Annotated in this window: 27 protein-coding genes, 2 tRNA genes and 2 rRNA genes; 16 read left to right on the plus strand and 15 right to left on the minus strand. The window is 38.3% G+C overall.

The annotated features are described in order from the left end of the window. Window positions 1–60 precede the first annotated feature (60 nt). The 9 genes from B9N66_RS08690 to B9N66_RS08730 all read right to left on the minus strand — a co-directional run bounded on the left by B9N66_RS08690 (window position 61) and on the right by B9N66_RS08730 (window position 9,952). A 23S ribosomal RNA gene (locus tag B9N66_RS08690) occupies window positions 61–2,964 on the minus strand. A 327-nt stretch (window positions 2,965–3,291) separates the two neighbouring features. Then, a tRNA-Ala gene (locus B9N66_RS08695) sits at window positions 3,292–3,367 on the minus strand. A 12-nt stretch (window positions 3,368–3,379) separates the two neighbouring features. Next, window positions 3,380–3,456, minus strand: a tRNA-Ile gene (locus tag B9N66_RS08700). A 94-nt stretch (window positions 3,457–3,550) separates the two neighbouring features. Next, a 16S ribosomal RNA gene (locus B9N66_RS08705) occupies window positions 3,551–5,061 on the minus strand. The 16S and 23S rRNA genes sit together here with 2 tRNA genes alongside, the layout of an rRNA operon. Before the next feature lie 263 nt (window positions 5,062–5,324). After that, on the minus strand, window positions 5,325–6,665 hold the full coding sequence (locus B9N66_RS08710) for a DUF945 family protein (protein ID WP_087580695.1): 1,341 nt from the start codon (window positions 6,663–6,665) through the stop codon (window positions 5,325–5,327). Beyond that, complete coding sequence (locus B9N66_RS08715; protein ID WP_087580696.1) at window positions 6,662–7,228, minus strand: DedA family protein; 567 nt, start codon at window positions 7,226–7,228, stop codon at window positions 6,662–6,664. Before B9N66_RS08715 ends, B9N66_RS08710 begins: the two co-directional genes overlap by 4 nt. Next, window positions 7,228–7,824 (minus strand): lipid-binding SYLF domain-containing protein, encoded by a 597-nt coding sequence (locus tag B9N66_RS08720; RefSeq protein WP_084042204.1) that lies wholly within the window; start codon window positions 7,822–7,824, stop codon window positions 7,228–7,230. The genes B9N66_RS08715 and B9N66_RS08720 overlap by 1 nt, the downstream gene beginning before the upstream one ends. A gap of 9 nt (window positions 7,825–7,833) precedes the next feature. Then, window positions 7,834–9,387 (minus strand): ribonuclease Y, encoded by a 1,554-nt coding sequence (gene rny / locus B9N66_RS08725; RefSeq protein WP_087580697.1) that lies wholly within the window; start codon window positions 9,385–9,387, stop codon window positions 7,834–7,836. After that, window positions 9,308–9,952, minus strand: a complete 645-nt coding sequence (locus B9N66_RS08730; protein WP_087580698.1) for a 5-formyltetrahydrofolate cyclo-ligase — start codon at window positions 9,950–9,952, stop codon at window positions 9,308–9,310. Before B9N66_RS08730 ends, rny begins: the two co-directional genes overlap by 80 nt. A 49-nt stretch (window positions 9,953–10,001) precedes the next feature. Between B9N66_RS08730 and B9N66_RS08735 the strand changes: the two genes are divergently transcribed. From B9N66_RS08735 to radA, 4 genes are read left to right on the plus strand one after another with little or no spacing between them, the layout of a single operon-like run. Further along, window positions 10,002–10,634, plus strand: a complete 633-nt coding sequence (locus tag B9N66_RS08735; protein WP_087580699.1) for a TlpA family protein disulfide reductase — start codon at window positions 10,002–10,004, stop codon at window positions 10,632–10,634. Further along, on the plus strand, window positions 10,634–11,500 hold the full coding sequence (gene ftsY / locus B9N66_RS08740; RefSeq protein WP_087580700.1) for a signal recognition particle-docking protein FtsY: 867 nt from the start codon (window positions 10,634–10,636) through the stop codon (window positions 11,498–11,500). The genes B9N66_RS08735 and ftsY overlap by 1 nt, the downstream gene beginning before the upstream one ends. Beyond that, window positions 11,493–11,855, plus strand: coding sequence for a VanZ family protein (locus B9N66_RS08745; protein WP_087580701.1), 363 nt, complete (start codon window positions 11,493–11,495; stop codon window positions 11,853–11,855). Before ftsY ends, B9N66_RS08745 begins: the two co-directional genes overlap by 8 nt. Then, window positions 11,830–13,170, plus strand: coding sequence for a DNA repair protein RadA (gene radA / locus B9N66_RS08750; protein ID WP_087580702.1), 1,341 nt, complete (start codon window positions 11,830–11,832; stop codon window positions 13,168–13,170). The genes B9N66_RS08745 and radA overlap by 26 nt, the downstream gene beginning before the upstream one ends. A 145-nt stretch (window positions 13,171–13,315) precedes the next feature. On the opposite strand, the gene B9N66_RS10015 is transcribed toward radA, so the two are convergent. From B9N66_RS10015 to fliL, 3 genes are all read right to left on the minus strand, one after another. Then, on the minus strand, window positions 13,316–14,143 hold the full coding sequence (locus tag B9N66_RS10015; RefSeq protein ID WP_087580703.1) for a polyribonucleotide nucleotidyltransferase: 828 nt from the start codon (window positions 14,141–14,143) through the stop codon (window positions 13,316–13,318). Between the two features lie 144 nt (window positions 14,144–14,287). Next, window positions 14,288–14,632 (minus strand): holo-ACP synthase, encoded by a 345-nt coding sequence (gene acpS, locus B9N66_RS08760; protein ID WP_087580704.1) that lies wholly within the window; start codon window positions 14,630–14,632, stop codon window positions 14,288–14,290. Then, entirely contained in the window at window positions 14,629–15,165 is a 537-nt protein-coding gene (fliL, locus tag B9N66_RS08765; RefSeq protein ID WP_087580705.1) for a flagellar basal body-associated protein FliL, read from the minus strand. The genes acpS and fliL overlap by 4 nt, the downstream gene beginning before the upstream one ends. A gap of 58 nt (window positions 15,166–15,223) precedes the next feature. On the opposite strand from fliL, the gene ybaK reads away from it, so the two are divergent. After that, a complete protein-coding gene (gene ybaK, locus B9N66_RS08770) occupies window positions 15,224–15,706 on the plus strand; it encodes a Cys-tRNA(Pro) deacylase (RefSeq protein ID WP_087580706.1) in 483 nt (160 codons plus the stop codon). Here the strand turns inward: ybaK and B9N66_RS08775 are convergent. Both B9N66_RS08775 and B9N66_RS08780 read right to left on the minus strand, forming a co-directional pair. Continuing rightward, window positions 15,695–16,681: an SAM-dependent methyltransferase gene (locus B9N66_RS08775; protein ID WP_087580707.1), complete on the minus strand. Its 987-nt coding sequence runs from the start codon at window positions 16,679–16,681 to the stop codon at window positions 15,695–15,697. The two genes, ybaK and B9N66_RS08775, sit on opposite strands and share 12 nt — an antisense overlap. Then, window positions 16,678–17,286, minus strand: coding sequence for a trimeric intracellular cation channel family protein (locus B9N66_RS08780; RefSeq protein WP_084110085.1), 609 nt, complete (start codon window positions 17,284–17,286; stop codon window positions 16,678–16,680). Before B9N66_RS08780 ends, B9N66_RS08775 begins: the two co-directional genes overlap by 4 nt. A gap of 117 nt (window positions 17,287–17,403) precedes the next feature. Here B9N66_RS08780 and B9N66_RS08785 point away from each other — a divergent pair, with 117 nt between their 5' ends. Then, complete coding sequence (locus tag B9N66_RS08785; RefSeq protein ID WP_084110084.1) at window positions 17,404–18,066, plus strand: lipid-binding SYLF domain-containing protein; 663 nt, start codon at window positions 17,404–17,406, stop codon at window positions 18,064–18,066. Window positions 18,067–18,157: 91 nt separating this feature from the next. Here B9N66_RS08785 and B9N66_RS08790 read toward each other — a convergent pair whose 3' ends face one another. After that, complete coding sequence (locus B9N66_RS08790) at window positions 18,158–18,367, minus strand: hypothetical protein (protein WP_002942234.1); 210 nt, start codon at window positions 18,365–18,367, stop codon at window positions 18,158–18,160. Between the two features lie 150 nt (window positions 18,368–18,517). On the opposite strand from B9N66_RS08790, the gene B9N66_RS08795 reads away from it, so the two are divergent. The 10 genes from B9N66_RS08795 to modD all read left to right on the plus strand — a co-directional run bounded on the left by B9N66_RS08795 (window position 18,518) and on the right by modD (window position 25,666). Next, window positions 18,518–18,964, plus strand: coding sequence for a Fur family transcriptional regulator (locus B9N66_RS08795; protein ID WP_087580708.1), 447 nt, complete (start codon window positions 18,518–18,520; stop codon window positions 18,962–18,964). Between the two features lie 100 nt (window positions 18,965–19,064). Continuing rightward, window positions 19,065–19,388 (plus strand): HMA2 domain-containing protein, encoded by a 324-nt coding sequence (locus tag B9N66_RS08800; RefSeq protein WP_087580709.1) that lies wholly within the window; start codon window positions 19,065–19,067, stop codon window positions 19,386–19,388. After that, window positions 19,381–20,031, plus strand: coding sequence for a ferritin-like domain-containing protein (locus B9N66_RS08805; RefSeq protein ID WP_087580710.1), 651 nt, complete (start codon window positions 19,381–19,383; stop codon window positions 20,029–20,031). The genes B9N66_RS08800 and B9N66_RS08805 overlap by 8 nt, the downstream gene beginning before the upstream one ends. Then, window positions 20,024–20,374 (plus strand): hypothetical protein, encoded by a 351-nt coding sequence (locus B9N66_RS08810; RefSeq protein ID WP_087580711.1) that lies wholly within the window; start codon window positions 20,024–20,026, stop codon window positions 20,372–20,374. Before B9N66_RS08805 ends, B9N66_RS08810 begins: the two co-directional genes overlap by 8 nt. A gap of 9 nt (window positions 20,375–20,383) precedes the next feature. After that, window positions 20,384–20,698: a hypothetical protein gene (locus B9N66_RS08815; RefSeq protein WP_021091246.1), complete on the plus strand. Its 315-nt coding sequence runs from the start codon at window positions 20,384–20,386 to the stop codon at window positions 20,696–20,698. Further along, a complete protein-coding gene (locus tag B9N66_RS08820) occupies window positions 20,698–21,021 on the plus strand; it encodes an oxidoreductase (protein ID WP_087577962.1) in 324 nt (107 codons plus the stop codon). Before B9N66_RS08815 ends, B9N66_RS08820 begins: the two co-directional genes overlap by 1 nt. Next, window positions 21,005–23,080, plus strand: coding sequence for a heavy metal translocating P-type ATPase (locus B9N66_RS08825; RefSeq protein ID WP_087580712.1), 2,076 nt, complete (start codon window positions 21,005–21,007; stop codon window positions 23,078–23,080). The genes B9N66_RS08820 and B9N66_RS08825 overlap by 17 nt, the downstream gene beginning before the upstream one ends. A gap of 14 nt (window positions 23,081–23,094) precedes the next feature. After that, window positions 23,095–24,558 (plus strand): alanine/glycine:cation symporter family protein, encoded by a 1,464-nt coding sequence (locus B9N66_RS08830; RefSeq protein WP_257639819.1) that lies wholly within the window; start codon window positions 23,095–23,097, stop codon window positions 24,556–24,558. Between the two features lie 12 nt (window positions 24,559–24,570). Then, window positions 24,571–24,831 (plus strand): helicase, encoded by a 261-nt coding sequence (locus tag B9N66_RS08835; RefSeq protein WP_087580714.1) that lies wholly within the window; start codon window positions 24,571–24,573, stop codon window positions 24,829–24,831. A gap of 1 nt (window position 24,832) precedes the next feature. Next, a complete protein-coding gene (gene modD / locus B9N66_RS08840) occupies window positions 24,833–25,666 on the plus strand; it encodes a ModD protein (RefSeq protein ID WP_087580715.1) in 834 nt (277 codons plus the stop codon). The last annotated feature ends 289 nt before the right edge of the window (window positions 25,667–25,955 follow it).

Below are 25,955 nucleotides of genomic sequence, written 5' to 3' on the forward strand. Positions count from 1 at the left end.
AGTTTTGCAAAAACATATCTTATTAAGTTTTTATCCTTAACAAGGAAGTGATGCTTATAAAAAGATAAGCAGACGAGCTATTAGTACTGGTCAGCTAAAGGACTTTCATCCATTACACACCCAGCCTATCAAACACATAGTCTATATGAGCTCTTAAAAGAAGATTCATCTTGGAGTTGGCTTCCTGCTTAGATGCTTTCAGCAGTTATCACATCCCAACATAGCTACCGAGCGGTGCTCTTGGCAGAACAACTCGTGCACCAGTGGTTGGTTCGACCCGGTCCTCTCGTACTAGGGTCAACTCTCCTCAATCTTCTTGCGCCCACGGCAGATAGGGACCGAACTGTCTCACGACGTTCTGAACCCAGCTCGCGTACCGCTTTAAATGGCGAACAGCCATACCCTTGGGACCTGCTCCAGCCCCAGGATGCGATGAGCCGACATCGAGGTGCCAAACCTCCCCGTCGATGTGAGCTCTTGGGGGAGATCAGCCTGTTATCCCCGGGGTACCTTTTATCCTTTGAGCGATGGCCCTTCCACACAGAACCACCGGATCACTAAGACCGACTTTCGTCTCTGCTTGACGTGTATGTCTCGCAGTTAAGCTGGCTTATGCCTTTATACTCTACGAACGATTTCCAACCGTTCTGAGCCAACCTTTGTAAGCCTCCGTTACATTTTGGGAGGCGACCGCCCCAGTCAAACTACCCACCAGACATTGTCCTACTTGAGGATAACTCAAGCTAGTTAGCTATCAGAATAAAAAAGAGTGGTATCTCAACAATGGCTCACCATAAACTGGCGTCTATGGATCAAAGCCTCCCACCTATCCTGCACATTTTTATCCCAATAGCAGTGTCAAGCTGTAGTAAAGGTCCACGGGGTCTTTCCGTCTTGCCGCGGGTAGGAGGAATTTTCACCTCCACTACAATTTCACTGGATCCCTCTTCGAGACAGCTCCCATCTCGTTACGCCATTCATGCAGGTCGATATTTAATCGACAAGGAATTTCGCTACCTTAGGACCGTTATAGTTACGGCCGCCGTTTACTCGGGCTTCGATCAAACGCTTCGCAGAGCTAACGTCATCAATTAACCTTCGAGCACCGGGCAGGCGTCACACCCTATACATCCTCTTACGAGTTAGCAGAGTGCTGTGTTTTTGGTAAACAGTCGGGAGGGACTCTTTGTTGTAACCTTCAATGCTTACGGAGTAAATCCTTAACAAAGTTAGGCACACCTTATACCGAAGATACGGTGCTATTTTGCAGAGTTCCTTGAAGAGAGTTCTTCCACGCGCCTTAGAATACTCATCCCACCCACCTGTGTCGGTTTACGGTACGGGCAACTATAACTAAACTTAGAAACTTTTCTTGGCTCGACAGTATCGGCAATTCGCTATCCATTCCGAAGAACTTCAAACGCCTGTGGGGTCTCGGCTTAAAAAGATCCGGATTTGCCTGAATCTTAACCTACACCTTTCGACTAGCACTACCATCCGCTAGCTTGCTTAACTCTAAGCGTCCTTCCATCGCACATTATAGTTGGCATTGGAATATTAACCAATTTTCCATCGCATACCCCTTTCGGACTTTGCTTAGGACCCGGCTAACCCTACGATGACGAGCATCGCGTAGGAAACCTTGGGTTTACGGCGTTGGGGATTCCCACCCCAATTATCGCTACTCATGCCTGCATGCTCACTTGTATTCGCTCCAGCACTCCTTACCGGTATACCTTCAACGCAAATACAACGCTCTCCTACCACTTAGTAAAACTAAGTCTAAAGCTTCGGTACTCATTTTAGCCCCGTTATATTTTCCGCGCAGAATCACTAGACCAGTGAGCTATTACGCTTTCTTTAAAGGATGGCTGCTTCTAAGCCAACCTCCTGGTTGTTTAAGTAACTCCACATCGTTTTCCACTTAAATGAGATTTAGGGACCTTAGCTGTTAGTCTGGGTTGTTCCCCTCTCGACGACGGATTTTATCACTCGCCGCCTGACTGCCATGATTACACACTAGGTATTCGGAGTTTGATAGGGTTTGGTACATTGGTGTATGCCCTAGCCCATTCAGTGCTCTACCCCCTAGTGTTACTACATGACGCTATACCTAAATATATTTCGGAGAGAACCAGCTATCACGATGTTTGATTGGCCTTTCACCCCTATCCACAAGTCATCCCATAGCTTTTCAACGCTAGCGGGTTCGGTCCTCCACCGGCTCTTACACCGGTTTCAACCTGCTCATGGATAGATCACATCGTTTCGGGTCTGCAACGTCTGACTAAACGCCCTATTAAGACTCGCTTTCGCTACGGCTCCGGGTTTCCTTAACCTTGCCAGACATCACAACTCGCAGGCTCATTATGCAAAAGGCAGTCCATCACCCTGATAAATCATAGGGCTCTGAATGATTGTAAGCAAATGGTTTCAGGTTCTATTTCACTCTGATCACCTCAGTTCTTTTCACCTTTCCCTCACGGTACTTGTGCACTATCGGTCTAGTAGTAGTATTTAGGGTTGGATAGTGGTCTACCCAGCTTCAGACAGAATATCACGTGTTCCGCCCTACTCAGGATACTGCTAAGTAAAACAAAGCTTTCATATACGGGAGTATCACCCTCTATGCTTAATCTTTCCAAAATATTCTATTAGCTAAGTTTAGTCTATATTGCAGTCCTACAACCCCGTTAGTAAACTAACGGTTTGCCCTCTTACGCGTTCGCTCGCCGCTACTAGCGTAATCTCTTTTGATTTCTTTTCCTGAGGGTACTAAGATGTTTCAATTCCCCTCGTTCGCTCCATATTAGGTAGTTAAGCTCGCGCTTAACTGGGTTGCCCCATTCAGAAATTCCCGGATCAAAGCCCCTTGACGGCTCCCCGAGACTTATCGCAGCCTGGCACGTCTTTCATCGCCTCTACTAGCCAAGGCATCCACCACTTGCTCTTTGTAGCTTACCTTTTCTATATTAGATTATTCTAATTCGCATCACTTCCTTGTTAAAGATAACTTTATGTTACTAAATTTAAATCCCAGCTCTCAAGACGGAAAGCATTGACTACTATTTAGATAAGTTTTAAATCCTAAATAGATTGTGATGTCAAACTTTTGCATTAAATGCAAAGAGAATAGAAATTTAAATCTTTAACAAGTCCTGTAAAATTGTTTTTAAAACTTGCTTGTGACTATTAACAATATTAATTAAAAGAACATTTAGACAAAAGTCTAATTAGAAAGTTTAAATTTTTAAGCTCTCTAATTAGACTTAATATAGTTAAACTATTTTATGGTGGAGAATAGCGGGATCGAACCGCTGACCTCCTGCGTGCAAAGCAGGCGCTCTCCCAGCTGAGCTAATTCCCCAATTAAATTCTCTGGTGGGCCTAACAAGACTTGAACTTGTGACCTCACCCTTATCAGGGGTGCACTCTAACCAGCTGAGCTATAGGCCCCTATAGGTCTATCAATCTTTCAAAACTAAACAAGGATGATTGAGAATATCTTTCTTATAGATATCTTGTGAGAGAATATCTATATGTACTCTAGAAAGGAGGTGATCCAACCGCAGGTTCTCCTACGGTTACCTTGTTACGACTTCACCCCAGTCGCTGATTCCACTGTGGACGGTAACTAATTTAGTATTCCGGCTTCGAGTGAAATCAACTCCCATGGTGTGACGGGCGGTGAGTACAAGACCCGGGAACGTATTCACCGTAGCATGGCTGATCTACGATTACTAGCGATTCCGGCTTCATGGAGTCGAGTTGCAGACTCCAATCCGAACTGGGACATATTTTATAGATTTGCTCCATCTCGCGATATTGCTTCTCATTGTATATGCCATTGTAGCACGTGTGTCGCCCCGGACATAAGGGCCATGATGACTTGACGTCGTCCACACCTTCCTCCTCCTTACGAAGGCAGTCTCATTAGAGTGCTCAGCCGAACTGTTAGCAACTAATGACGTGGGTTGCGCTCGTTGCGGGACTTAACCCAACATCTCACGACACGAGCTGACGACAGCCGTGCAGCACCTGTCTTAACATTTCTGCAAGCAGACACTCTTCTATCTCTAGATGATTTGTTAGATATCAAGTCCGGGTAAGGTTCTTCGCGTATCTTCGAATTAAACCACATGCTCCACCGCTTGTGCGGGTCCCCGTCTATTCCTTTGAGTTTTAATCTTGCGACCGTACTCCCCAGGCGGTATACTTAATCCGTTAGGTGCATTACTGCCAAGACTAGCTTAGCAACAACTAGTATACATCGTTTAGGGCGTGGACTACCAGGGTATCTAATCCTGTTTGCTCCCCACGCTTTCACGCATTAGCGTCAGTTGAGTTCCAGCAGATCGCCTTCGCAATGGGTATTCCTGGTGATCTCTACGGATTTTACCCCTACACCACCAATTCCATCTGCCTCTCCCTCACTCTAGATTACCAGTTTCCCAAGCAGTTCTATGGTTAAGCCATAGGATTTCACAAGAGACTTGATAATCCGCCTACGCGTCCTTTACGCCCAGTGATTCCGAGTAACGCTTGCACCCTCCGTATTACCGCGGCTGCTGGCACGGAGTTAGCCGGTGCTTATTCGTTAGGTACCGTCATTGTTCTTCCCTAACAAAAGGAGTTTACGCTCCGAAAAGTGTCATCCTCCACGCGGCGTTGCTGCTTCAGGGTTTCCCCCATTGAGCAATATTCCCTACTGCTGCCTCCCGTAGGAGTCTGGACCGTGTCTCAGTTCCAGTGTGACTGATCATCCTCTCAGACCAGTTATGCGTCATAGCCTTGGTGAGCCATTACCTCACCAACTAGCTGATACAATATAGCCTCATCCTACACCGAAAAACTTTCCCTATCTAACTTATGTAAGACAGGAGTATAGAGTATTAGCAGCCGTTTCCAACTGTTGTCCTCTAGTGTAGGGCAGATTAGCTATACATTACTCACCCGTGCGCCACTAACTCATAAGAGCAAGCTCTTACTTGTCCGTTCGACTTGCATGTATTAGGCACGCCGCCAGCGTTCACTCTGAGCCAGGATCAAACTCTCCATATTAATTACCTATCAAAATTTATTTGATAGGATTTTATTATGAAGTTTTTAATCAAAAAACTTTTAGTTTTATTTATTAGTTTGTCTAATCTATTATAAATTATAAAATAATAGACTGGCTCAATCGATCACTTGTTTAGATTTCAAAGATTGACTAATAGTTTAACAATTGTAAGTTAAAAGAACTTTCTGCTCTGCGTTTTGCAAAACAGAAAGTGAAGTATATAGAAGTGATGCTTAAATGCAGATAAAAATCAGGATAATTTTTAAAAACCCATAAAGAAATTTTGAAGTCCAACTTTTCCATTAAATATAATATCTTTTTTGTTTGGATCATATTTAAATTCGCTTATTACTTTTTTGTCCTCTTCTTTAAAATATCCAGCAGATATCAAAGTAGGCTCAACAAAAGCTACTTCTGGTACTAGTGTATCAAAAAAATTCGTCAGACTTTCATCGACGCTTATTTTTCCACTAAGAGATAATTTATCAAAAATTTCTGACTGATTTGTTCCCTTTTTAAAGCCATTTACTGCTGCATCTAAATTTAGCTTTAGAGCCTTATCTCCCTTTTTGAAACTTAATGTATCTATTTTTATGGTTGGATTCTTTTCTAAGATTTGATCTATTATCTCATCAAAATTTAATCCAGTCAAAACATTATATTTTTCTTCATTATTTAAATTATTAAGCTTTTCTAATACATTATTTAATGCAGGCACATTGATATTTGAGATTTTGCTATCAAAGATAAAATCTGTATATTTTACTTTATCAACTGCCACTATACCTATTTTTATAACATCGTCTGATTTTCCAAGATCATTTGAGATTTCAAATTTTGAGTCATACTTAAAGTCATCTATCAAAATATTACTTATATCATTAGATGCAAAAGACACCTTTTTAAATTTAACTTTTGCCAAATAAGGTACAAGCTGACTCTCTAAAATTTTTGAAATCTTAACTGGCTCTTTATAACTTGAGTCAATATAAAATCCTTCGATATTTAGATCAACTTTGTTGTACTCACTAAAATCTTTCAAAACAATCTTATCTGCTTCAACCTTTAAGCTGTTTATACTATCTTTTGAATCAAGCGTCATACCAATCTTTATATCTTTTGTATTAACGGCGGTTTTTTGCTTATCATTAAATTCAATATTGCTAAATTTAATATCCACATCTTTATCGCCAGTTAGGCTAACTTTTGTTTTAGTTGTTGCAATAACATTTGAACCCATGAATGTTGCGATAATGTTTTTAATCATATCGTTTTGGATAGAAATTTTTGAGTCGATTTCAAAGCCATCTATAAAAGCAAGCACTGTATGAGAAATTTCATTTTCTACTTTAAAAACCAAATCCTCATTTACATTTTTACCAAATATATTTTCCAAAAGATCTTTTGAAACACTAAAATCAAATGATCCTTTTGAGCCAAAAAAACCTTTTTTGTAATTGTTATTAGAAATTTTAAAGCCCTTAATATTGTTTAGATCATTCACTATCCTTTGATAGTTTTTCTCCACCTCATTTGAAGCAAAACAAACCGCTCCAATGGCTACCACGATAACTACGATTAAAGCAGATATCACCTTTTTCATATTTTTCTCCTTTTTGTCATATTCTGTAAAAAATACCAAATCCCAAACAGCAAGCCAAACATCACTAGCGGCGTGATATATCCGTGTTTGCCTAGATAGTCATTTGCGTTCATAAAATAATCCCCTGCCTTAAAGCTAGCAAACCCGACTATAATCGCCCAAAGAATAGATGAAACCAAATTTATAATGCTAAATTTATAAAATGAATACTTCGTAAGTCCAAGTGCGATAGGCACCAAAGTTTTGACGCCGTAGATAAATTTTTTGATAAATATTATCTTATCACCGTGTTTTTTGGCCAAAATTCCTACATAAGCAAGCTTTCTTTTATGATTTTTGATATAAGGCATAAGTGAGTTTTTATTAAATCTTGCGACATAAAAAATTAGTGTGTCACCGATTGTATTTGCCACGGCAGCGACGATTATACTAAGAGTGATGTCCATCTTGCCAGCAAAACTTAAAATTCCAGCGGCGATTAATGCAACCATACCGCCACCAAGGCTGTAAAAAAACAATACAATATAGCCGTATGTTGAAACTGAGTTTATAATATCTTGCATTAATCTCCTAAAAGTTTAGATGCTGAGGCTATTAGCTGTTCATAGGCATAGCCACTTTGCTTTAAAATTTCTTCCTTTGCACTGATGACTGCTCCACCAAAGCTAGCTCCCGCAAAAAACCCATCATTTGCGGCATATGCGTAGATATCACTTGAAAATTTAAAATCGCTTACTTTACTGTAATTGCGTCCAATATCACCAAAAGCTACTGATAGCTTTGTATCAAGTGTGATCTTGGCATCTTTAATATCGTGGATAATACTATCTTTAAATATAAAAAGCACAAGCGAACTATCTTCATAACCAAGCTGTATACCGATGCTGCCGCCACTTATGCTAACTGGTAAAATTTCACTTGGCGAGTTAATGTTGCCAACAACCATGATGCCATCTCCGCCCATGCCACCAACGACAAAACCGACCTTTTTAACACTTGGAAAGATGATCGTCGCTTTTGACTGCTCGATTAGCTCTTTTATAGGAGCGTTTCTAGCACCTCTCATCGTTGTTATAAACGAGTTAGCCGAGTCCAGCACGAGCTCCTCACTGGCAAAGCCAAGTGAGAAAAATAATAAAATTGAAAAAAGAAATTTCATATCTTGCCGTTATTTTGCAAAATCAACAGCACGAGTCTCTCTGATGACACTTACTTTTATCTCACCAGGATACTGCACCTTACTCTCGATCTCTTGAGCTATCTCTTTTGCTACAAGCACTGCCTCGTCGTCGTTTATGAGTTTAGCATTTGCGATGACACGAATTTCACGGCCTGCATTTATCGCATAAGCTTGCTTGATGCCATCTTTACTTTTTGCGATGTTTTCGATCTCTTCAACACGCTTTAAGAAGCTCTCAAGCACCTCACGCCTTGCACCTGGACGAGCTGCACTTAGTGCGTCAGCTGCGCAAACAGCCGCACTTTCTATACTTGTTGCCTCTTCGTGGCCGTGGTGAGCGTAGATAGCGTTAATGACTACTGGATGCTCTTTATAGCGTTTACAAATTTCAGCTCCAAGATCAACGTGACTACCCTCGTATTCGTGAGTTAACGCCTTGCCGATATCGTGAAGTATGCCAGCTCTTTTTGCAAGTTTCTCATCTCCGCCACACTCAGCTGCGATGATGCCAGCTAAATGTGCCACTTCAAGGCTGTGAGCCAAGGCATTTTGACCGTAGCTTGCTCTAAATTTAAGCTTGCCTATTAGTTTTACGATCTCTGGATGAATTTTATTTAAACCAAGATCCATGACGATATTTTCGCCCTCTTCTTGTATGCTTTGTTCAAATTCTTCAGTCACTTTTTTGTGAAGGTCTTCTATCCTCGCAGGTTGGATTCTTCCATCCTCTACCAAAAGCTCGATCACTCTTGTTGCGATCGCACGTCTGTAAAGATTGAAGCTGCTTAGTATGATCGCGTGAGGCGTATCGTCGATAATGATATCAACGCCAAGCACCATTTCAAGGGTCTTGATGTTACGTCCTTCTTTGCCAATGATCCTACCTTTTAGCTCATCATTTTTAATATTTACGACATTTATCAGACGCTCAGCCGCAAATTCTCCAGCAAATCTTGACGTAGCCTGTGCCAAGATGTAATTAACCCTCTTTTTAGCCTCTCTTTTTGCTTCTTCTTCATACTTTCTAACGATGTGAGCGATATCCGCACGAGACTTCTCCTCGACCTTTTTAAGCACGACTTCTTTTGCCTCTTCTTCTGTTAAACCAGCAGCGTGCTCAAGCACTCTTATCGCTTCTTCTACTTTATTTTGGTAAGTAGCCTTTAAATTTAACCCCTCTTCGTAAGTGACCTTAGCATCTTGCTTATCTTTTTCAAAAAGCTCTTTGCTCTCATTTAAAAGCTCTTGCTCATTTAGCAAAATTTTCTCTTTTTTGGCTAGTTCATCAAATTTACTTGCATACTCTTTTTGAAGCTTTGTCGTCTTGTCATCGTATCTTTTTTTAGCCTCAAATTCAGCCTCTTGTACTGAAATTTTAGAATTTTTTAGCGTTAGCTCAGCTTCATACTCAATAGCTTTTGCTTTTGCTTTTGCTTGTTCTAAGAAGATATTGTAGTTTGCATCATTTATCTTTTTGGCGTATAGATACCCTGCTCCAACGCCCGCCACACCGGCTCCTAAGCCTATTAAAACCTCTATCATTTATTCCTCTTTTTATATAATTTTTATTTGGGGTTATATAAAAGTCTGCTACCGCGTCTTGTGCATTTGAAAGCACATCTTTGGTGTAAAAGTCTTTTATCTCAAGAAAAACTATCCGTTTTGGCTTAATGGGTAAAGAGTCAAAAAATCTATCATAAAATCCTTTTCCATGCCCTATCCTTGCCATAGCTCCATCAACCCCAATCGCTGGAACTACCGCCATATCAAGTCTAACATTATCCATTTTTTTGCCAGATGGCTGTCTGACATTAAATTTATAAGTTATAAATGGCATTCGCAATCTTACCATCTTTAAGCTAAGACCTACCATAAAAGGGGCAAAAATTTCACATTTACGTGATAAATTTCGCCTTATTTTAAGCACATCGACTTCGTAGTTAAGTGGCAAATAAAACAATACTTTCTTAGAATTTGTAAAATTTATCAATTTCAAAAGCGTTTTTGTAGCTTTATAGTGCGAGCATTTGGCCTTAAATTTTGTAAGCTTCATTAAATTTGCTCTTGCATTTTTTCTAAATTCATTTTTTTCTAAATTAACGCTCATTTTATGCTCTTTCTTGTATAATCCTGAAATCTTATTCAAAAGGAAATTTATGACATTAAAACGAGCAATTATAACATCACTTTGCATTTTTGCATTTTTTGGATGCGGCGACGAGAACAAGCAAAAAAAAGAGCAAAATACAAGCGAACAAACGCAAGGCAAAATTTTAGATAAAAATGCCAGCAAAGATGAAAATTTAAGCAAAGACTCACTCACTCCAAAAATAAGTGAAAATGCCCAAGAAAACGAGATAAAAGAGGTAAATCTAAAGCTGCTAAGTGGAGCAACTATGCAGATTACAAAAAGAAGCAATGGCTTTGATGTAAAAGATGGCAAAAAAGCAACTCTTTACGTATTTTTTGCCACTTGGTGCCCTCCTTGCAAGGCTGAGATCCCACACCTAAACAACCTAAGCGAGAAATTTAAGAACGAGCTAGATATCGTTGGTGTGCTACTTGAAGACAAAAGTGAAGATGAAGTAAAAGATTTTGCTCAAAAATATAAAATAAAATACGAAGTCGCGGTTGGCGAGGGAAATTTTTTATTTGAAAAAGCGATGGGCGGCATAAAAGGCTTGCCTGCGTCAGCACTTTTTAAAGCAAATGGTGACTACGTTCAAGGCTACATCGGTCTTGTGCCTGAAGAGATGCTTGAAAACGACATAAATAGGGCCACAAAATAATGCTTGATTTTCTAAAAAAAGGCCTTGAGAAGACTTTTGGAGCGATAAGCTCAGCTAAGAAGTCAAAAAAAATAGACAAAGAGAGCTTAGAAGAAATTTTACTTGAAGCTGACGTAGCCTATGAGATCGTGGAAGAAATTTTATACTACTTACCGCCACAAGATGAAGTAAGTAGAGCCGATCTTAGGCGCGTTATGAGCAGCTATTTTATCTACGAAAATGAGCGTGTGATCGAGCCAGATAAGCCATTTGTCGATCTCATCCTTGGCGTAAATGGTGCTGGTAAGACGACAACGATCGCAAAGCTTGCAAATTTATATAAAAATAATGGCAAAAGCGTCATTTTAGGCGCTTGTGATACATTTAGAGCTGGGGCGATCGAACAGCTACGCCAATGGTCGATCAGACTAAATGTGCCAATAGTCGCCACCCAGCAAGGGCATGATCCTTCAGCTGTGGCTTACGACACGATCAGCTCGGCTCTTGCAAAAGGCATCGACCGCGTCATCTTAGACACGGCTGGCAGGCTTCAAAACCAGACAAATTTAGCAAACGAACTTGATAAGATCGTTCGTATCAGCAAAAAAGCCTACGAAAAGGCGCCTCACCGCAAGATCCTCATACTTGATGGCACGCAGGGCAACGCTGGCGTCGCGCAGGCAAAGGCATTTAACGAGATCGTCTCGCTTGATGGCGTCATCATCACAAAGCTTGACGGCACCGCAAAGGGCGGAGCACTATTTGGCGTAGCAAGAGAGCTTGAGCTACCTATATTTTATATAGGCGTTGGTGAGAGCATGGATGATATCATCAAATTTAACCCAGACGAGTTTTTAGACGAGCTAATGGACGCTATTTTTGAGTAGAGTAAAAATTCTAAGCCGTTTTTGTTTTTTTGCCACTCTTTTGGCGATCGATTTTCTTGCATTCACTCCAAAAAGTCCTGCGATCATCGAAAATTCGTGGGACAAAGCAAACCATTTTTTAGCTTTTTTCGTCCTTTATATACTGCTCTACCTTGGCTATGAGTTTAAAATTTTAAAAAATTTAGCCCTACTTTTAGCCTTCGGCGTGCAAATAGAGCTCGTTCAGGCATTTTTACCAAACAGGAGCTTTAGCCTGCTTGACATCGTGGCTGACATGATCGGAACGGCTTTTGGAGTGATAGTAGTTGAAATTTTAAAAAGGATATATTATGGCAAAAGCAAAGCCAGTTTTTGAGTGTCAAGCCTGCGGTAATCAGCAGGCAAAGTGGCTGGGTAAATGCCCACAATGTGGGGCTTGGGATAGCTTTGTCGAGCTTAGCCAGCAAGAGATAAAGATAAGCAAAGAGATAGCAAAAAGCACCGGAGTAGCCAGCAAAGCCATAAGTATAGACGAAGTTGAAATTCAAAATTTCACGAGATTTAGCACCAAAGATAGCGAGCTAGACCTTGTTCTTGGTGGTGGCGTGGTTGAGGGCTCACTAGTTTTAATAGGTGGCAGTCCGGGCATCGGTAAATCAACCTTGCTTCTAAAAATTGGCTCAAATTTAGCAAAAGACGGTAAAAAAACACTCTATGTAAGCGGCGAAGAGAGCCAAAGCCAGATAAAAATGAGAGCTGATAGGCTAAATGCGGTGGATAAAAATTTATACCTGCTAACTGAAATTTGCCTAGAAGATATCTTGCTTGAAGTGCAAAAGAGCGATTATAAAGTACTCGTGATCGACTCCATACAAACGCTTTATAGCCAAAATATAAGCTCCGCTCCAGGCTCGATCACACAGGTTCGCGAGATCACATTTGAGCTAATGAGGCTAGCAAAGAGCCAAAATATCTGCGTTTTCATCATCGGACATATCACCAAAGAAGGTTCGATCGCAGGGCCCAGAGTGCTTGAACACATGGTCGATGTGGTGCTTTATTTCGAGGGCGATGCGAGCAGAGAGTTAAGAATTTTACGTGGGTTCAAAAACCGCTTTGGCTCGACAAGCGAGGTTGGTATATTTGAGATGAGCCAGCACGGACTGGTAAGTGCAAACGAGGTATCTAGTAAATTTTTCACACGTGGCGGAGCGATGAGTGGCAGTGCGATCACCATCATAATGGAAGGTTCAAGAGCGCTTAGCATCGAAATTCAGGCACTTGTTTGCGAAAGCGCCTACCCAAAACGAAGCTCGACTGGCTTTGAGAGAAACCGCCTAGATATGCTGCTAGCACTTCTTGAGCGCAAGCTTGAAATTCCACTTGGGCACTACGACGTCTTTATAAACATTTCAGGTGGCGTTAAGATAAGCGAGACTGCGGCCGATCTAGCCGTCATAGCAGCGATAATCAGTAGCTTCAAAAACCGCCCTATTAGCAAGGATAGTGTATTCATCGGTGAGCTAAGCCTAAACGGCGAAATAAGAGAAATTTTCAACCTAGATCAGCGCCTAAAAGAGGCAAAAATGCAGAAATTTAAAAATGCTATCATCCCAAACAAGCCGCTTGACACGCAAGGGTTAAAATGCTTTTACGCCAAAGATATCACACAAGTGCTTGAATGGATGTAAATTTATCTTGCCAGCAACTTAATATCAATACTTTGCTGGCTAGGCCATGTTTTTTGAAATTTATCTTTTACATAAATCTGTGAGCATCTATGCTTTTTCTTTGAAATTTAAATTATAAAAATTCCGTTCTTTGCTTATAAAATACCTATGCCCTCTTATCCACTTTAAGCTTTGCCACTTTTTCTAAAATTTCAAACATACTCTTGCCACTATCAAATTCACTCTTTATAAATTTATAAAGCTCTTTAAATCTCTCATCGGCTTCAAGCTTATAGGTGTGAGATTTTTTAGTAACTTGTATAGGTGTAAATTTCTTCTCTTTGGCGTTGTCTTCTTTTTCAAGATTATCTATATTCTGAACACCTTTTTCGTTTAGCTCTTTTAATATATTAACAGTATTTTTAGCATCTTCGCCAGATAAAGTTATATTAAACCGCTCTTTTAGTGCATATTTAGCCCACTCCTCTTTAAACTCATCAACGCTCATATCGCTATCAAGCAGATCAATAGTCCTTGAGTTTTGCATAAATAGCAAATCGCTATCGCCACGATATTCATTTAAAAATTCATTTACAGTATATGGGGTATCTCTTAAAATTTTTGGCTTATCATTATCTGGTTTTGCTTGCTGACCTTGTATATACTCTACAAATAAACCCTTGCTTTCATTTATGAAATTTTTAAGATCTGATAGCTGTTCACTTGTAAAGTCAGGATCATAGCCTCTGAGCTTTCCTATGATAGTGACTTTTGCTTCATCTCCCTTTGTAAAGCCAGATAGTGGATATATATGTCTATCATAAGACGCAGCTTGAGCTTTTCTATCAAGCCTTGCGTATTTAGGAAAGCTCATACCATATCCCATATCGTTACTAAGTATCTCGTTTATATCATTAAATTTAAAGCCCATCTCTCTTGCTATGTTCTCTCTTGAGAGATAGTTAGAAGTTGGGAGGTTATTAGAAATTTGCATTTTACTATCCTTAGTTTCTTTGGCTCCATTAAATCTTAATTAAAGATATCGTCTTTTCTTTAAAAAATTTTATAAAAATACGTTTTTTAAATTTATCAAAAGTAGCTAAAAGATATTAAAAAGCTTTGTAAAAATGCATAAATTTTAGACAATCATCACTGCAGCTACAGCAAATCCACCGTCGTGAGTTATGCTAAGGCTTGCTTCTTTGATATTAAAATTTGTATAAATTCTTGGGCTAAATTTTATCTTTGGTGCGTTTTTTGCGTCTTTGCTAAGTACAATGTCTAAAAAGCCACACTCTTTGCTGATGCCCACACCAAGTGCTTTGCTAGCTGCTTCTTTGGCCGCCCAAAATCCAGCCAAAGTCGCATCATTTTTTGCTAGCGCGATCTCGTCATCACTAAGAAATTTTTTTAAAAAAAGCTCGCCATAACGAGCTTTAAGTCTAGAAATTCTATCTATTTTAATGATATCAATACCTATCATTGCACCACAAAATCAGTAAAAAATATGTTTTTGATGTAGCCATCATTTAGCACTTCATTTAGCTTGCCGACGATCTCGTCTTTTAGCCTATCTTTGCCTTTTGCGGTGCTTACTTCTTCGTAAGTTTTTGATGAAAGTGTTCTGATGATAATATCTCTTAAAAGTGCTTTTTTCTTATCAAGCTCAGGAGTTAGCAACTCATCGCTTTGCTCCATATCAATCTTGGTTTTAAGAAATCTTGAGCCATTTTCACTAAGCAAATTTACAATGAACTGATCAAGCGGATATATCGGTCCCATATTTGAATAGTCGTTGCTACCATGCTTTGTCTTATTTTGAGCTGGCATGGACTGCGTTTGAGTCTGAGCTGGTGCTTGCATCATATTTGCCTCTTTTGGCTCGTCAGAACTAAGCATCAAAAACGCGACTAGCCCTCCAATAACTAGCAGCAAAACAAATATCGCAATGATAATTATCATTAATGCACCATTGCCACCTTTTTTTGCTTTTTTCTCTTCAACTTCTTCAGCCATCTTTCCTCCTTTAAGTTTTGGCTATAATTATACAAAAAATTCGCAAAAATGAGAAAAAATGATACATAAAACAAATGCTGCTAGAGCTTTAGACAAGCTAAAAATTAATTATGAAATTTTAGAGTATGAGGTCGATTTAAACGACCTTTCAGCCATTCACGTAGCAGCTAGCACCAAGCAAAATATAAAGCAAATTTATAAGACTATCGTTTGTGAGTGTGAGCCTAAAAATTTCGTTGTTGCTTGCTTGCAGGGCGATTTGGAGCTTGATCTAAAAGCACTTGCTCACGCGTGTGGTGCCAAACGCTGCGAGCTTATAAATTTAAAAGACTTAGAAAAGATCACTGGCTACATCAGGGGCGGCTGCTCACCGCTTGCTATGAAAAAACACTTTGCAACATTTATCGATGAACGTGCAAAAGAGCAAGAATACGTGTTAGTAAGTGCTGGAGTAAGAGGCAAACAGATAAAAATAGCACCAAATGATCTTTTAAAGGCTTGCGAGGCAAGTTTTGCCAATATAGCTAGGCTAGCTCTTTAAAAACTCTATAAATTTAAACTTCTCGCCTAAAAACTCTGGTGAGAGTAGAAATTTTGCCTGTTTAGCTGCATTTTCATAGGCTTGCTTGCTACCTTTTTCAAGCACTAAAGATAAAATTTCATCCACGCCAAGATCACAAACTAAAGCTTCGTTTTGTTTTTTAAATTTAAGCATCTCAAAGCCAGCCTCGCAAAAAGCCTCTTTTACTTGTTTAAAACAAAGGCTATATGTTAGATCCGAGCTTTTAAAATATGGCTCAAGGTCTGAAATTTCAAATAAAGAAAATACTTGATGGTCTTTAAAAAACCTTAGGCTAAACTCATTTTTTGGCTCAAATTCGCCGTAGTCAAAGCTTAAAAATCTCATCTTTTTTGCTGCACTTGCAAGCTGGAGCGCAAATTTAGCGTAGCTAGTTGATATCTCGCCCTTTTTTATGCCAAATTTCTTTGCAAGAGTTAGCAAGTTTTGATCCGCTTTTTGCCATTGAAATTTTAGATCATTATCCACAAAAAGCATATTTTGCCCATCTATCACCTCGCAACTAAATGCGTCAAGCAGCTCATTTGAGATGACAAAAATTTCATCAAACGAGCACTCGCCCAAATTTTCATAGTGTTTTATTTTTACTTTGCCACCAAAGCATTTTGTAAAAGTCTCAAGCTGTTTTTTACGTAAAATTTCATGAGGTTCGATGATTATAAACTCTAAATTTGGCAAAATTTCTGGCTCAAGCGTAAAAATTCCTTGCGCAAAGTCAGCTAGCATATCGCCAGAGTTTGCACCGATCTCCACAATCTTGCAAGAGCTAGAAATTTCGCCGTTTCTAAGCAGCTTTAAAAAGTAGTTTGCAAGGCAGGCGCCAAAGAGATAGCCAACGCTTACATTTGTGTAAAAATCGCCCTTTTTACCGATATCTATGCCAAATTTATAGTAGTTTTCATTGACCCAGATATCAAAAAACTCGCTAAATTTCATAGATCAGGCAGCTTCCAACCTCTGTAAAACGCAAACATCCTAACTGTAATGCCAGCAGCGAGCAAGAGCATGGTAAAAAATATATTGGTAAGGCCTAGATGATATAGCACAAAGTAAACAAGCCCCACACCAAGGCTTATCGTGCCGTAAAGTCCGGTGCGTAAAAACCATGGAATTTCATTTAGCAAAATATCTCTTAAGATACCGCCGCCAACTCCGTTAAAAAAGGCGATCATCATCACACCAAAGATGTTGTAGTTGTACTCAATGGCAACCATCGCACCAACGATCGAAAAACAAATAACATCGATCGCATCGGCGAAGATAAATACAAATTTTCGCTCCAAACCTTCTCTTTTTATGTGTAAATTTGCCACTCTTGAAACAATCAACATAAAAATAACAACGCTTACTGGCATGTAGTGTGTAAATGAATAAACCGCCCTACCAACAAGCATATCACGCATGATACCGCCACCAAGTGCAGTCAAAAATGCAGACAAAAAGACTCCAAGCCAGTCACACTCCTTTTTTACTGCAAATAAAAAGCCACTAAGTGCAGCTGATGCGATACCGACGTATTCGACAAAAAGTATTAAACTCATATTTTTTCCTTAAAAGGTCGCATTTTATAATGAACTCTCATAAAAAATCATTAATAATATTTTTACCATTAGTTTATTTTAGGCTATAATAACGAAAAATTTAAGGAAGGAATTTTAATGAAAAGACTATTGATCATATTTCTTGCTAGTTTATTTTTCACGCCATGCTTAAATGCTGATGTGATCCAAAATCAAAAGCTAAAAAATGCAATAAATATTTTAAATGCTTTTGGTGCGAGAAATTTAAAGCCAAACACTAAATTTGAAGGCATAAAAGCGATCGCCATAATCCCTGATGTGACAAAAGCAGGCGCTGTTGTAACTGGCTCAACAGGTAAAGGCGTATTTATCGCTAAAAACGATGATGGTGAATGGTCAAGTCCATTTTTTGTAAATTATACATCTGGAAGCATAGGCTTACAGCTTGGTTACAGCTCAGCTGATATGATCATTTTATTTAAAAATTCAGAAGCTTATGCAAATTTATTTAATGCAAAAGATACGATCAGCCTAAAGGCAGAAGCAACTGGTGGCGTTGGTAATGAAGTAGCGATCACAAGTGATTTGCCTGAAATTTCAGCATTTGCTGAGGAGCGTGGCAAGACAAGTGGTGCTTTTGTGGGAGTTAGCCTAGATGTGGCAAGGCTAAAAATAAATAGACAAGATACAAATGATTACTATGAGCGAATGTATGATTTTGAAAATATCTACAACAATAGTCCAAAAGCTAGTAAATACACAATAAAATTTAAAGAAATAATCTCAAAATACTTCTTATAGCTCAAATTCCTTGACTCATTAAGTGGGTCAAGAGCTCTTTTTATTTTTACTTTTTTGATTAATTTTATAGAAGTTATGGCTTAGCTTTTTGCTAAACCATAAATAGTGAAACAAAGCGTTTTTTAGGGATTGGAGAAAATTGAGTCATATACTCAAACGCCTCTTCGTAATCGCCATCTGTATATTGTGCAACTTGTTCGATAAGCTCATAAAGCTCCTCATCGTCCATAGAATCAAAACTGCCTCTATTTTCTAAAACCTCTAACAAAACGGCGTCTAATTCAAGCTCGTCGTAAGTCATTTTATTCCTTAATTTTGATTTAAAAAATGCGACACTATACCAAAACAATCTTATAAAATACTTTACTTGAAATTTGTAAGAAATTTTATGCTTTTTTTATAAGTAAAGTTGTAAAATCCTTATATTCATTATCATTTTAGTTAGGTTTTTGTGGATAATTTTGAACTATTTTATAAGCATTTTAAAGAGTTTTTAGAAGCCTTTGGGCAGAAAAGCTCAGAGTTAAAAGAACAAATTTTGCATGTACTTTTCATTAGCAACTCTCATCTAAGTGCTCAAGAAATTTCTTCAGAAATTTACAAAATACACAAGAATGAAATTTCAATGACATCAATTTATTCTTTTTTAAATTTTCTCGAAATGCATCATCTTACAAACTGTTTTGAAGAAAATGGAGTAAAAAAATTTGAGTTAAATTTAAAATCCTCGCACGACCATTTGATATGTGAAATTTGTAAAAAGATAGTTGATTTTGAAGATGAGATGATAGAGCAAAGGCAAGAGCAAATTTGCAAAGAAAAAAATTTTAGTGAGCAGTCACATACGATGATACTTTATGGTATTTGCAGTGATTGCCAAGAGAAAAATGGAAATTAAATTTTATCATTTCATTTTACTTTTTGATAATGAAAAACAAAAAAATTTAAGATTTATTTAAGCTGTGAAATAGATAATACGCAATTAAAAAAGGATAAAAATGGATATAAAAACACAAACTTTAGCACAAGTTGCAAGCTATTTTTCAATGATAGCTCACACAAACGGTAGACTAAGAGTAAGAGTTAGTCCAAAGATAAAAGAGCTAAGTAGCAGCGTGAATTTAGCTAGCCTAGATGATGTGATAACTCAGATAAATGGTATAAAAAATGTAAAATTTAACAAGCTAATCGGCTCTGTAACGATCGAATATGATCATGAAATTTTTCCAAAAAACCTTTGGGAAGATCTTTTAAAAGGGCAAAATTTAGAAGAGATTTCAACTAGAGTAAATGAAGTTGCAAAAGAAGTAAAATATGCTTAATGAACTTTTAAATGCATCATACACCAGCGAAAAAAACGCACTTAGTTTATATGAAAATTTAGCTTCATTTGGTGATGTTTTTAACGAGATCGCAAATATCAGAAAAAATGCGATCATCTTGATAGAAAAATTTGCGAGCACACATGATTATGAGCTTGCTTGCGAAAATGAAGCTATATTTTTACCAGCAAAAAATAAAGAAGATGCGCTAATACAAGCTTTAAACTACGAGTTAGAGCTAAATAAAATGTATGAAAAATTTTGTGAAAGCTTAGATGACGAAGAGCTAAAAGATCTATTTTTTAGACTTTGGGCTACTTCAAATAACGAATATATCACCTCTCTAAAGCAACGCTTAAAAGAAATTTATAGTGGCTGTGAAATAAAAAATGAGCTAAATTTAAATGAAATTTCACAAAATTTTGAGCAAAATGGCATAACAAATATTTTAGAAAACTATCAAAATGACTTTAATGAGATAACTAAAAGCTTGCAAAATATCGCAAGCGGCAAAGCTGATAAAAGCGAGTTGGCAAAGATAACTAATAATCCAAATTTCTCGTTTTTTAGCGGACTTGCGCTTGGGGCATTAGGCATTTCAGTAGTTAGCAAAAATTTTAATAAGGATGAAGAAAATGAATAATTTACAAAATCAAACAAAGAAAGGATTTAAAATGGCATTACCATTTTTAGCAGGTTTAGCAGTAGGCGGTTTAGCAATAGCTGCTTGGAATAAAAGAGATAAGATCAAAGAGTACGCCCAAGATGGCTTAGATAAAGGCAAAGAGGCTGCAAAAGATCTTTACAAAAAAGGTAAAAGTGTTGCAAAAGATGCAAAAGACTTTATAGTAAAAGAAGAGAAAAAAGTAAAACGTGGTGCTAAAAAAGTAGAAAAAGAGGCTGAAAAAGTGGTAAAAAAAACAAGAAAACCACGCGCTAAAAAGCCAGCTGCTCCAAAAGCTATAACACCAAACGATATAGCTTAAGGATAGAGAATGCAAGAAAATAGTCTTTTTACACTTTCAAGCACAAGACTTCCATTTGATCACTTCATCAGCGGTGCTTTAATCGCTGGCATGGGCGCAGCTGCACTTGGCTTTAGCGACTATCTAAATAATAGAGCAACTAAAAAAGATGTTGCTAAAAAGATAGCGAAATACGCTGTAACAGGTGGTTTTGTAGGTGCTGTTGGCATTCATGCTTCAAATTTAATAGCACAAAAAAAATATCTAAATGCAGCAGCTTTTACAGCAGCTGGCATCGGCGGTCTTTTGATAGCAGAAAAACTAATAAAATTGGAGAGTAAATAATGAATAACCCTTACATCAACGAAGAAAACGTGGCAAGTGAAACTGCGGCTAACAATGCAGCAGCTACTCAGCCAAGCGCAATCGATAATGCAATAAACAATGCAGCTCAAAATTTACCATTTGTACCTGAAAATTTTAATGCTGCTGGCTTTGTAAAAGGTCTAGTTTTAGGTGGTATCGCAGCTTATGTACTGACTAATCCAAAAGCACAAGAGTGCGTATTTAAAGCGATTATCAAAGGTGGCGAGCTTATAAATGCTGGCATAGAAGAACTAAAAGAGCGTTTTGAAGATGTCAAAGCAGAACTTGACTCACAAAAATAAGATCACTCTAGCTCACAAGAGTAAAAATAGAGCGAGGTTTATTTGCGAGAGCCTAAACGCTAGAAGCGACGTCAGTGCTATCGAGGCTGCGATCTCGGAACGAACTGATGCACTAAGTGTTCGTGTAAATAAATACGCAAAAAGTATTGTTGTCGAGTTTGATAAAAGCTATGAGAAAATTTTAGATTTTATAAAAAGCTATGATTTTCCAACAAAGGCAAAAGATCCAAATTTGCCAAGCAAGGCAAATATCTATAAGGCTGCTGCTGCACTTGGCATAACGCCATTTATGAGTAATAAAACTCTAAAATCAGCCGTGACTCTTTATGCCACAGCGCCAAATTTAATAGAGGGTGCAAAAGAGCTAAGGCATGAGGGCGTCACTTCAAAAGTACTTGAGGCAACTGCCATTGGTACTAGCTTAGCAATGGGCGATCATTTAGCAGCAAATAGCACAAATTTGATGATAAATATCGGCGAATATATGGAAGAAAGTGCTAGCCACAGAAGTGATGATCTCATCAAAGAGCTAGCAAAACCAAATATCGAAGAAGTCTGGGTCGAGAGAAATTTAAATGGTGAAAAGACGCTTGAAAAAGTAAAAACCGAAAATTTAAAAAAGGGCGACATCGTAGTAGTCGGAGCTGGTGAGACGATAGGCGTTGATGGTTATATCGTTGAAGGTAACGCCGATGTAAATCAAGTCTCAATGACTGGAGAGGCTGAACCTATACCAAAAGCTAGAGGCGACCGTGTTATAAGCGGCACCGTAGTTGATGAAGGTAGGATAAAAATTTGGGCTGAAAATGTAGGTAGCGACACAGCGACAGCTAGGATCAAAGAGTACATACAAACTTCACTCAATGAAAAATCAGCCATTGGTGTAAAAGCGTTAAAACTAGCCGATAAACTTGTGCCTGTTACGCTCTCGCTTGCTGGACTTTCATACATTATAAATAAAAATATGAATAGTGTTGCTAGCGTACTTCAAGCGGACTACTCTTGCGCATTAAAGCTTGCTACACCAGTTGCTTTTAAATCAAGCATCTCAAAAGCTGGTAGAAACGGCATTCTTGTAAAAGGCGCAAAGGCGATCGAGGCTTTAAGCTCAGTTGATACTTTTGTATTTGACAAGACCGGCACTCTTACACATGGACGCCTAAGTGTAGTTGAAATTTACTCATTTAAAGAAGGCTTTTCTCAAAATGATATATTAAATTTAACTGCAAGTGCCGAGGAGCACTACTTTCATCCAGTAGCTGAAGCAATAGTTGAAGCTGCAAATAAGCGTGGTTTTCACCATATTCATCACGATGAAGTTGAATTTATCGTAGCTCATGGTGTAAAAACTGCGATGCACGGCAAAGAGGTGGTTATAGGCAGTAGACACTTCTTAGAAGATGACGAGATGATAAGCTTTAAAGCTCATGAAGCTTTAATAAGCAAAGCATTAAATAGCGGTTTAACCTTACTCTACGTAGGATATGACAAAGAGCTAGTCGGAGTCATCGCTATGAAAGATGATATGAGAGAAAACGCAAAAGACATGGTGGCAAAACTACGCAGTCTTGGCGTAAAAGAGGTCGTCATGCTAAGTGGTGACATCAAAAGCAAGGCTGAAGAGGCGGCAAGAGAGCTTGGGCTTGATAGGGTCTATGCAGAGTGCTTACCAACAGATAAAGCAGCTATCATCGAAGAGCTAAAGAGCGAGGGCAAAAAAGTAGCCTTTGTGGGAGATGGCATAAATGATGCTCCAAGCCTAACTAAGGCAAATGTGGGCATAAGTATGCACAAGGGTGCTGATATAGCTAAAGCGACGGCTGATATAAGTCTTTTAAAAGACGATATCATGAGCGTAGCTCTTGTAAAAGAGCTTGCAAATAAAACAATGGATTTAATTAGCTCAAATTTCCGCTCAACAGTTGGCGTAAACACAGCTATACTAAGCGCTGCGACACTTGGTATGTTAAATCCAATAGCAACTGCCATGCTTCATAATGGTACAACGATTTGGCTTTTATTAAATTCAATGAAGGGCGTAAAATTCAAATCAAAATAAATTTGAAAGGGTAGATGGTGCTTGATAGTTTTTTAAATTTTTTAAACGGCAAAATGGACGTAGCCAACGACTTTTTATATGGATATTTTTTAGTCATTATTCTTGTAGCTACGGGAATTTATTTTAGTTATTTGACTCGTTTTGTGCAGTTTAGGATGTTTTTTGAAGCTTGCAGGGTCTTAGTAGAAAAAAAAGACAAGTACAATAAGCACCATTTAACGCCATTTCAAGCACTTATGATCTCGACTGCTTCACGCGTTGGTATAGGCAATATCGCTGGAATTTCAGCTGCTATCGCTGCGGGCGGTCCGGGTGCTCTTTTTTGGATGTGTTTGATGGCATTTTTAGGATCAGCTTCAGCTTTTATAGAGAGTACACTTGCGCAAATTTATAAGACAAAAGACGTTTTTGGGTTTAAAGGTGGTCCAGCTTATTACATCAAAAATGGCCTTGGCATAAAATGGCTGGCTTCACTTTTTGCAGTGATCCTCATCATAACCTACGCGTACGGCTTTAACGGTCTTCAAAGCTATACCATGACATCAGCTTTTGAAATTTACTACGACAAAGCTGGTAGCAATGTGAGCTTTTCGCAAAGCGGCTTGCCAGTTGGCATTGGTCTTATCCTTACTGCATTTGCAGCAGTAATGTTTTTTAGCAAAAGCCACATCATAGGCAAAGTAAGCTCATACATCGTGCCTTTCATGGCACTTGCCTACATCTCATTGGCGCTTATTGCTATCGTTTTAAATTTCAAAGAAATTCCTGATGTTGTTAAGATGATTTTAGAAAATGCCTTTGATTTTAAAGCGATATTTGGTGGATTTGCCGGCAGCGTGATCGTAATAGGCATCAAAAGAGGCCTTTTCTCAAACGAAGCTGGCATGGGTTCAGCTCCAAACGCAGCAGCCGCAGCACATACTAGCCACCCAGTAAAACAAGGCCTAGTTCAAGCAATGGCAGTCTTTATAGATATGACTATATGTATAGCATCTGGTATGATCGTGCTATTTTCACAGGCCTATCTTACGAAGCAGACTGGCTCAAGTGGCGAGGTGCTAACCGCCCTTCCTCTCGTTCAAGCCGCAATGAAAGAGTATTTTGGTGAATTTGGAGTTCATTTTACCACTCTTGCAGTCGTACTTTTTGCCATCACTTCGCTTATTGGCAACTACTACTACGCTCAGGCAAATATGAAATTTTTAACCAAAAACCATAAGCTTACGTTGCTATTTAAGATAACAGCTGTCGTTATGATATTTATTGGTGCTCAGATGAATTTAAAGCTCGCTTGGAATATCGCTGATATCACAATGGCTGCAATGGCAACTATTAACATCATCGCTATATTCTTACTTTCAAAAGTAGTGATAATAGCAGTCAAAGACTACGAAGCTCAAAGAGGTGCTGGACAAAATCCAGAATTTGACCCAGAAAGTCTTGGTATAAAAAATACAAGTTGCTGGAATAAAAACTAAATGGAGAAGAATTTGAAAAACGAAACAAAAATAAGTGGCAAACTACTTGATATAAACACTCATAGACAAGTATCAAAAGTCGGTATGGGAATCACTTTAGCCTCAGTTTGTTTAAGTGCCCTTTTTATGAAAAGAAATAAAAGCATTAAGAAATTTCACGTTGCTTCGGGCATTGCATTTACTTGCTTTGCTCTTTATCATGCTGGACTTTATGATAATGGAGTCTTTAAAAAAATGATAATAAAAGCAAAAAATGAGGTAAAAAAGGCATAAAATGATACTTAGCGACGCAGAAATTCTAAGCTACATAAACGAAGATATACCTTACTTTGATCTTACTACGTCGCTTCAAAATATCGATAAAAAAGCCTCACTTGAAATTTATTCACGTGATGAAATTTGCGTTAGCTGCGCTGATGTAGCCGCAAGTGTTGCGAGGCTACTTGGGTGCGAGAGTAAAATTTTTGTGCAAAATTCTCAAATTTGCAAGGCTGGCGATGTAATCATAAAAATTTATGGCAGCTATGAAAATGTGCATAAAGCTTGGAAACTAGCTCAAGTCGCACTAGAATATGCCAGTGCCATCGCAACTTATACAAATAAAATGGTAAATGCCACAAAGTACGTCAATGAAAAATGTGAAGTGTTGGCAACTAGAAAGAGTTTTCCGTTTGCTAAGAAATTTTGCGTAAAAGCCGTACTTGAAGGCGGTGGTGGCATCCATAGGCTTGGGCTTAGCGATAGCATTTTATTTTTTAAAAACCACATAAAAGCTTATACAAATTTTGATGAGTTTGTATCTCTTTTGCCAGAATTTAAAGCCAAAATGGTTGAGAAAAAAATCTGCGTTGAAGCTGAAAATTTAGACGAAGCAAGCAAACTTCTAAAAGCAAATTGCGACATTGTGCAGTGTGATAAATTTAGCCAAGAGCTTATCAAAAACGTACTATCTTTAAGAGATGAAATTTCTCCAAACACTATGATCATAGCAGCTGGCGGCATAAATTTAGCAAATGTAAAAGAATACGCAAATGCCGATGCGATAGTAACATCAGCGATGTATTCAAAAGGCGTTGCTGATATCAGCACCAGACTTGAGATTTTATAAATTTTTACAATGATCGATACAGCAAAACATCTATCAAAGTTTAAATTTTACAGAAAATGCATTTTGGCTCTGGAATTTAGACGATGTGCAACAAAAAATTAGCATTTTTTTTATTTCAAATTCATCTCATAGCTACAAGCAAAAATATAAACTAATAAAGTTAAATTTTCTAATTTGTTTTCTCTAAAAATAAGGACACTTATATCTTGCTTTACACCACGCACATAAAACTCAATTAAATTTTAAAATTTACAAGCAAGCAAATCACGATTTTAAATTCAGCAACAAA

The organism is Campylobacter concisus, assembly GCF_002165775.1.
In the GTDB taxonomy this organism is placed as follows: Bacteria; Campylobacterota; Campylobacteria; order Campylobacterales; family Campylobacteraceae; genus Campylobacter_A; species Campylobacter_A concisus_E.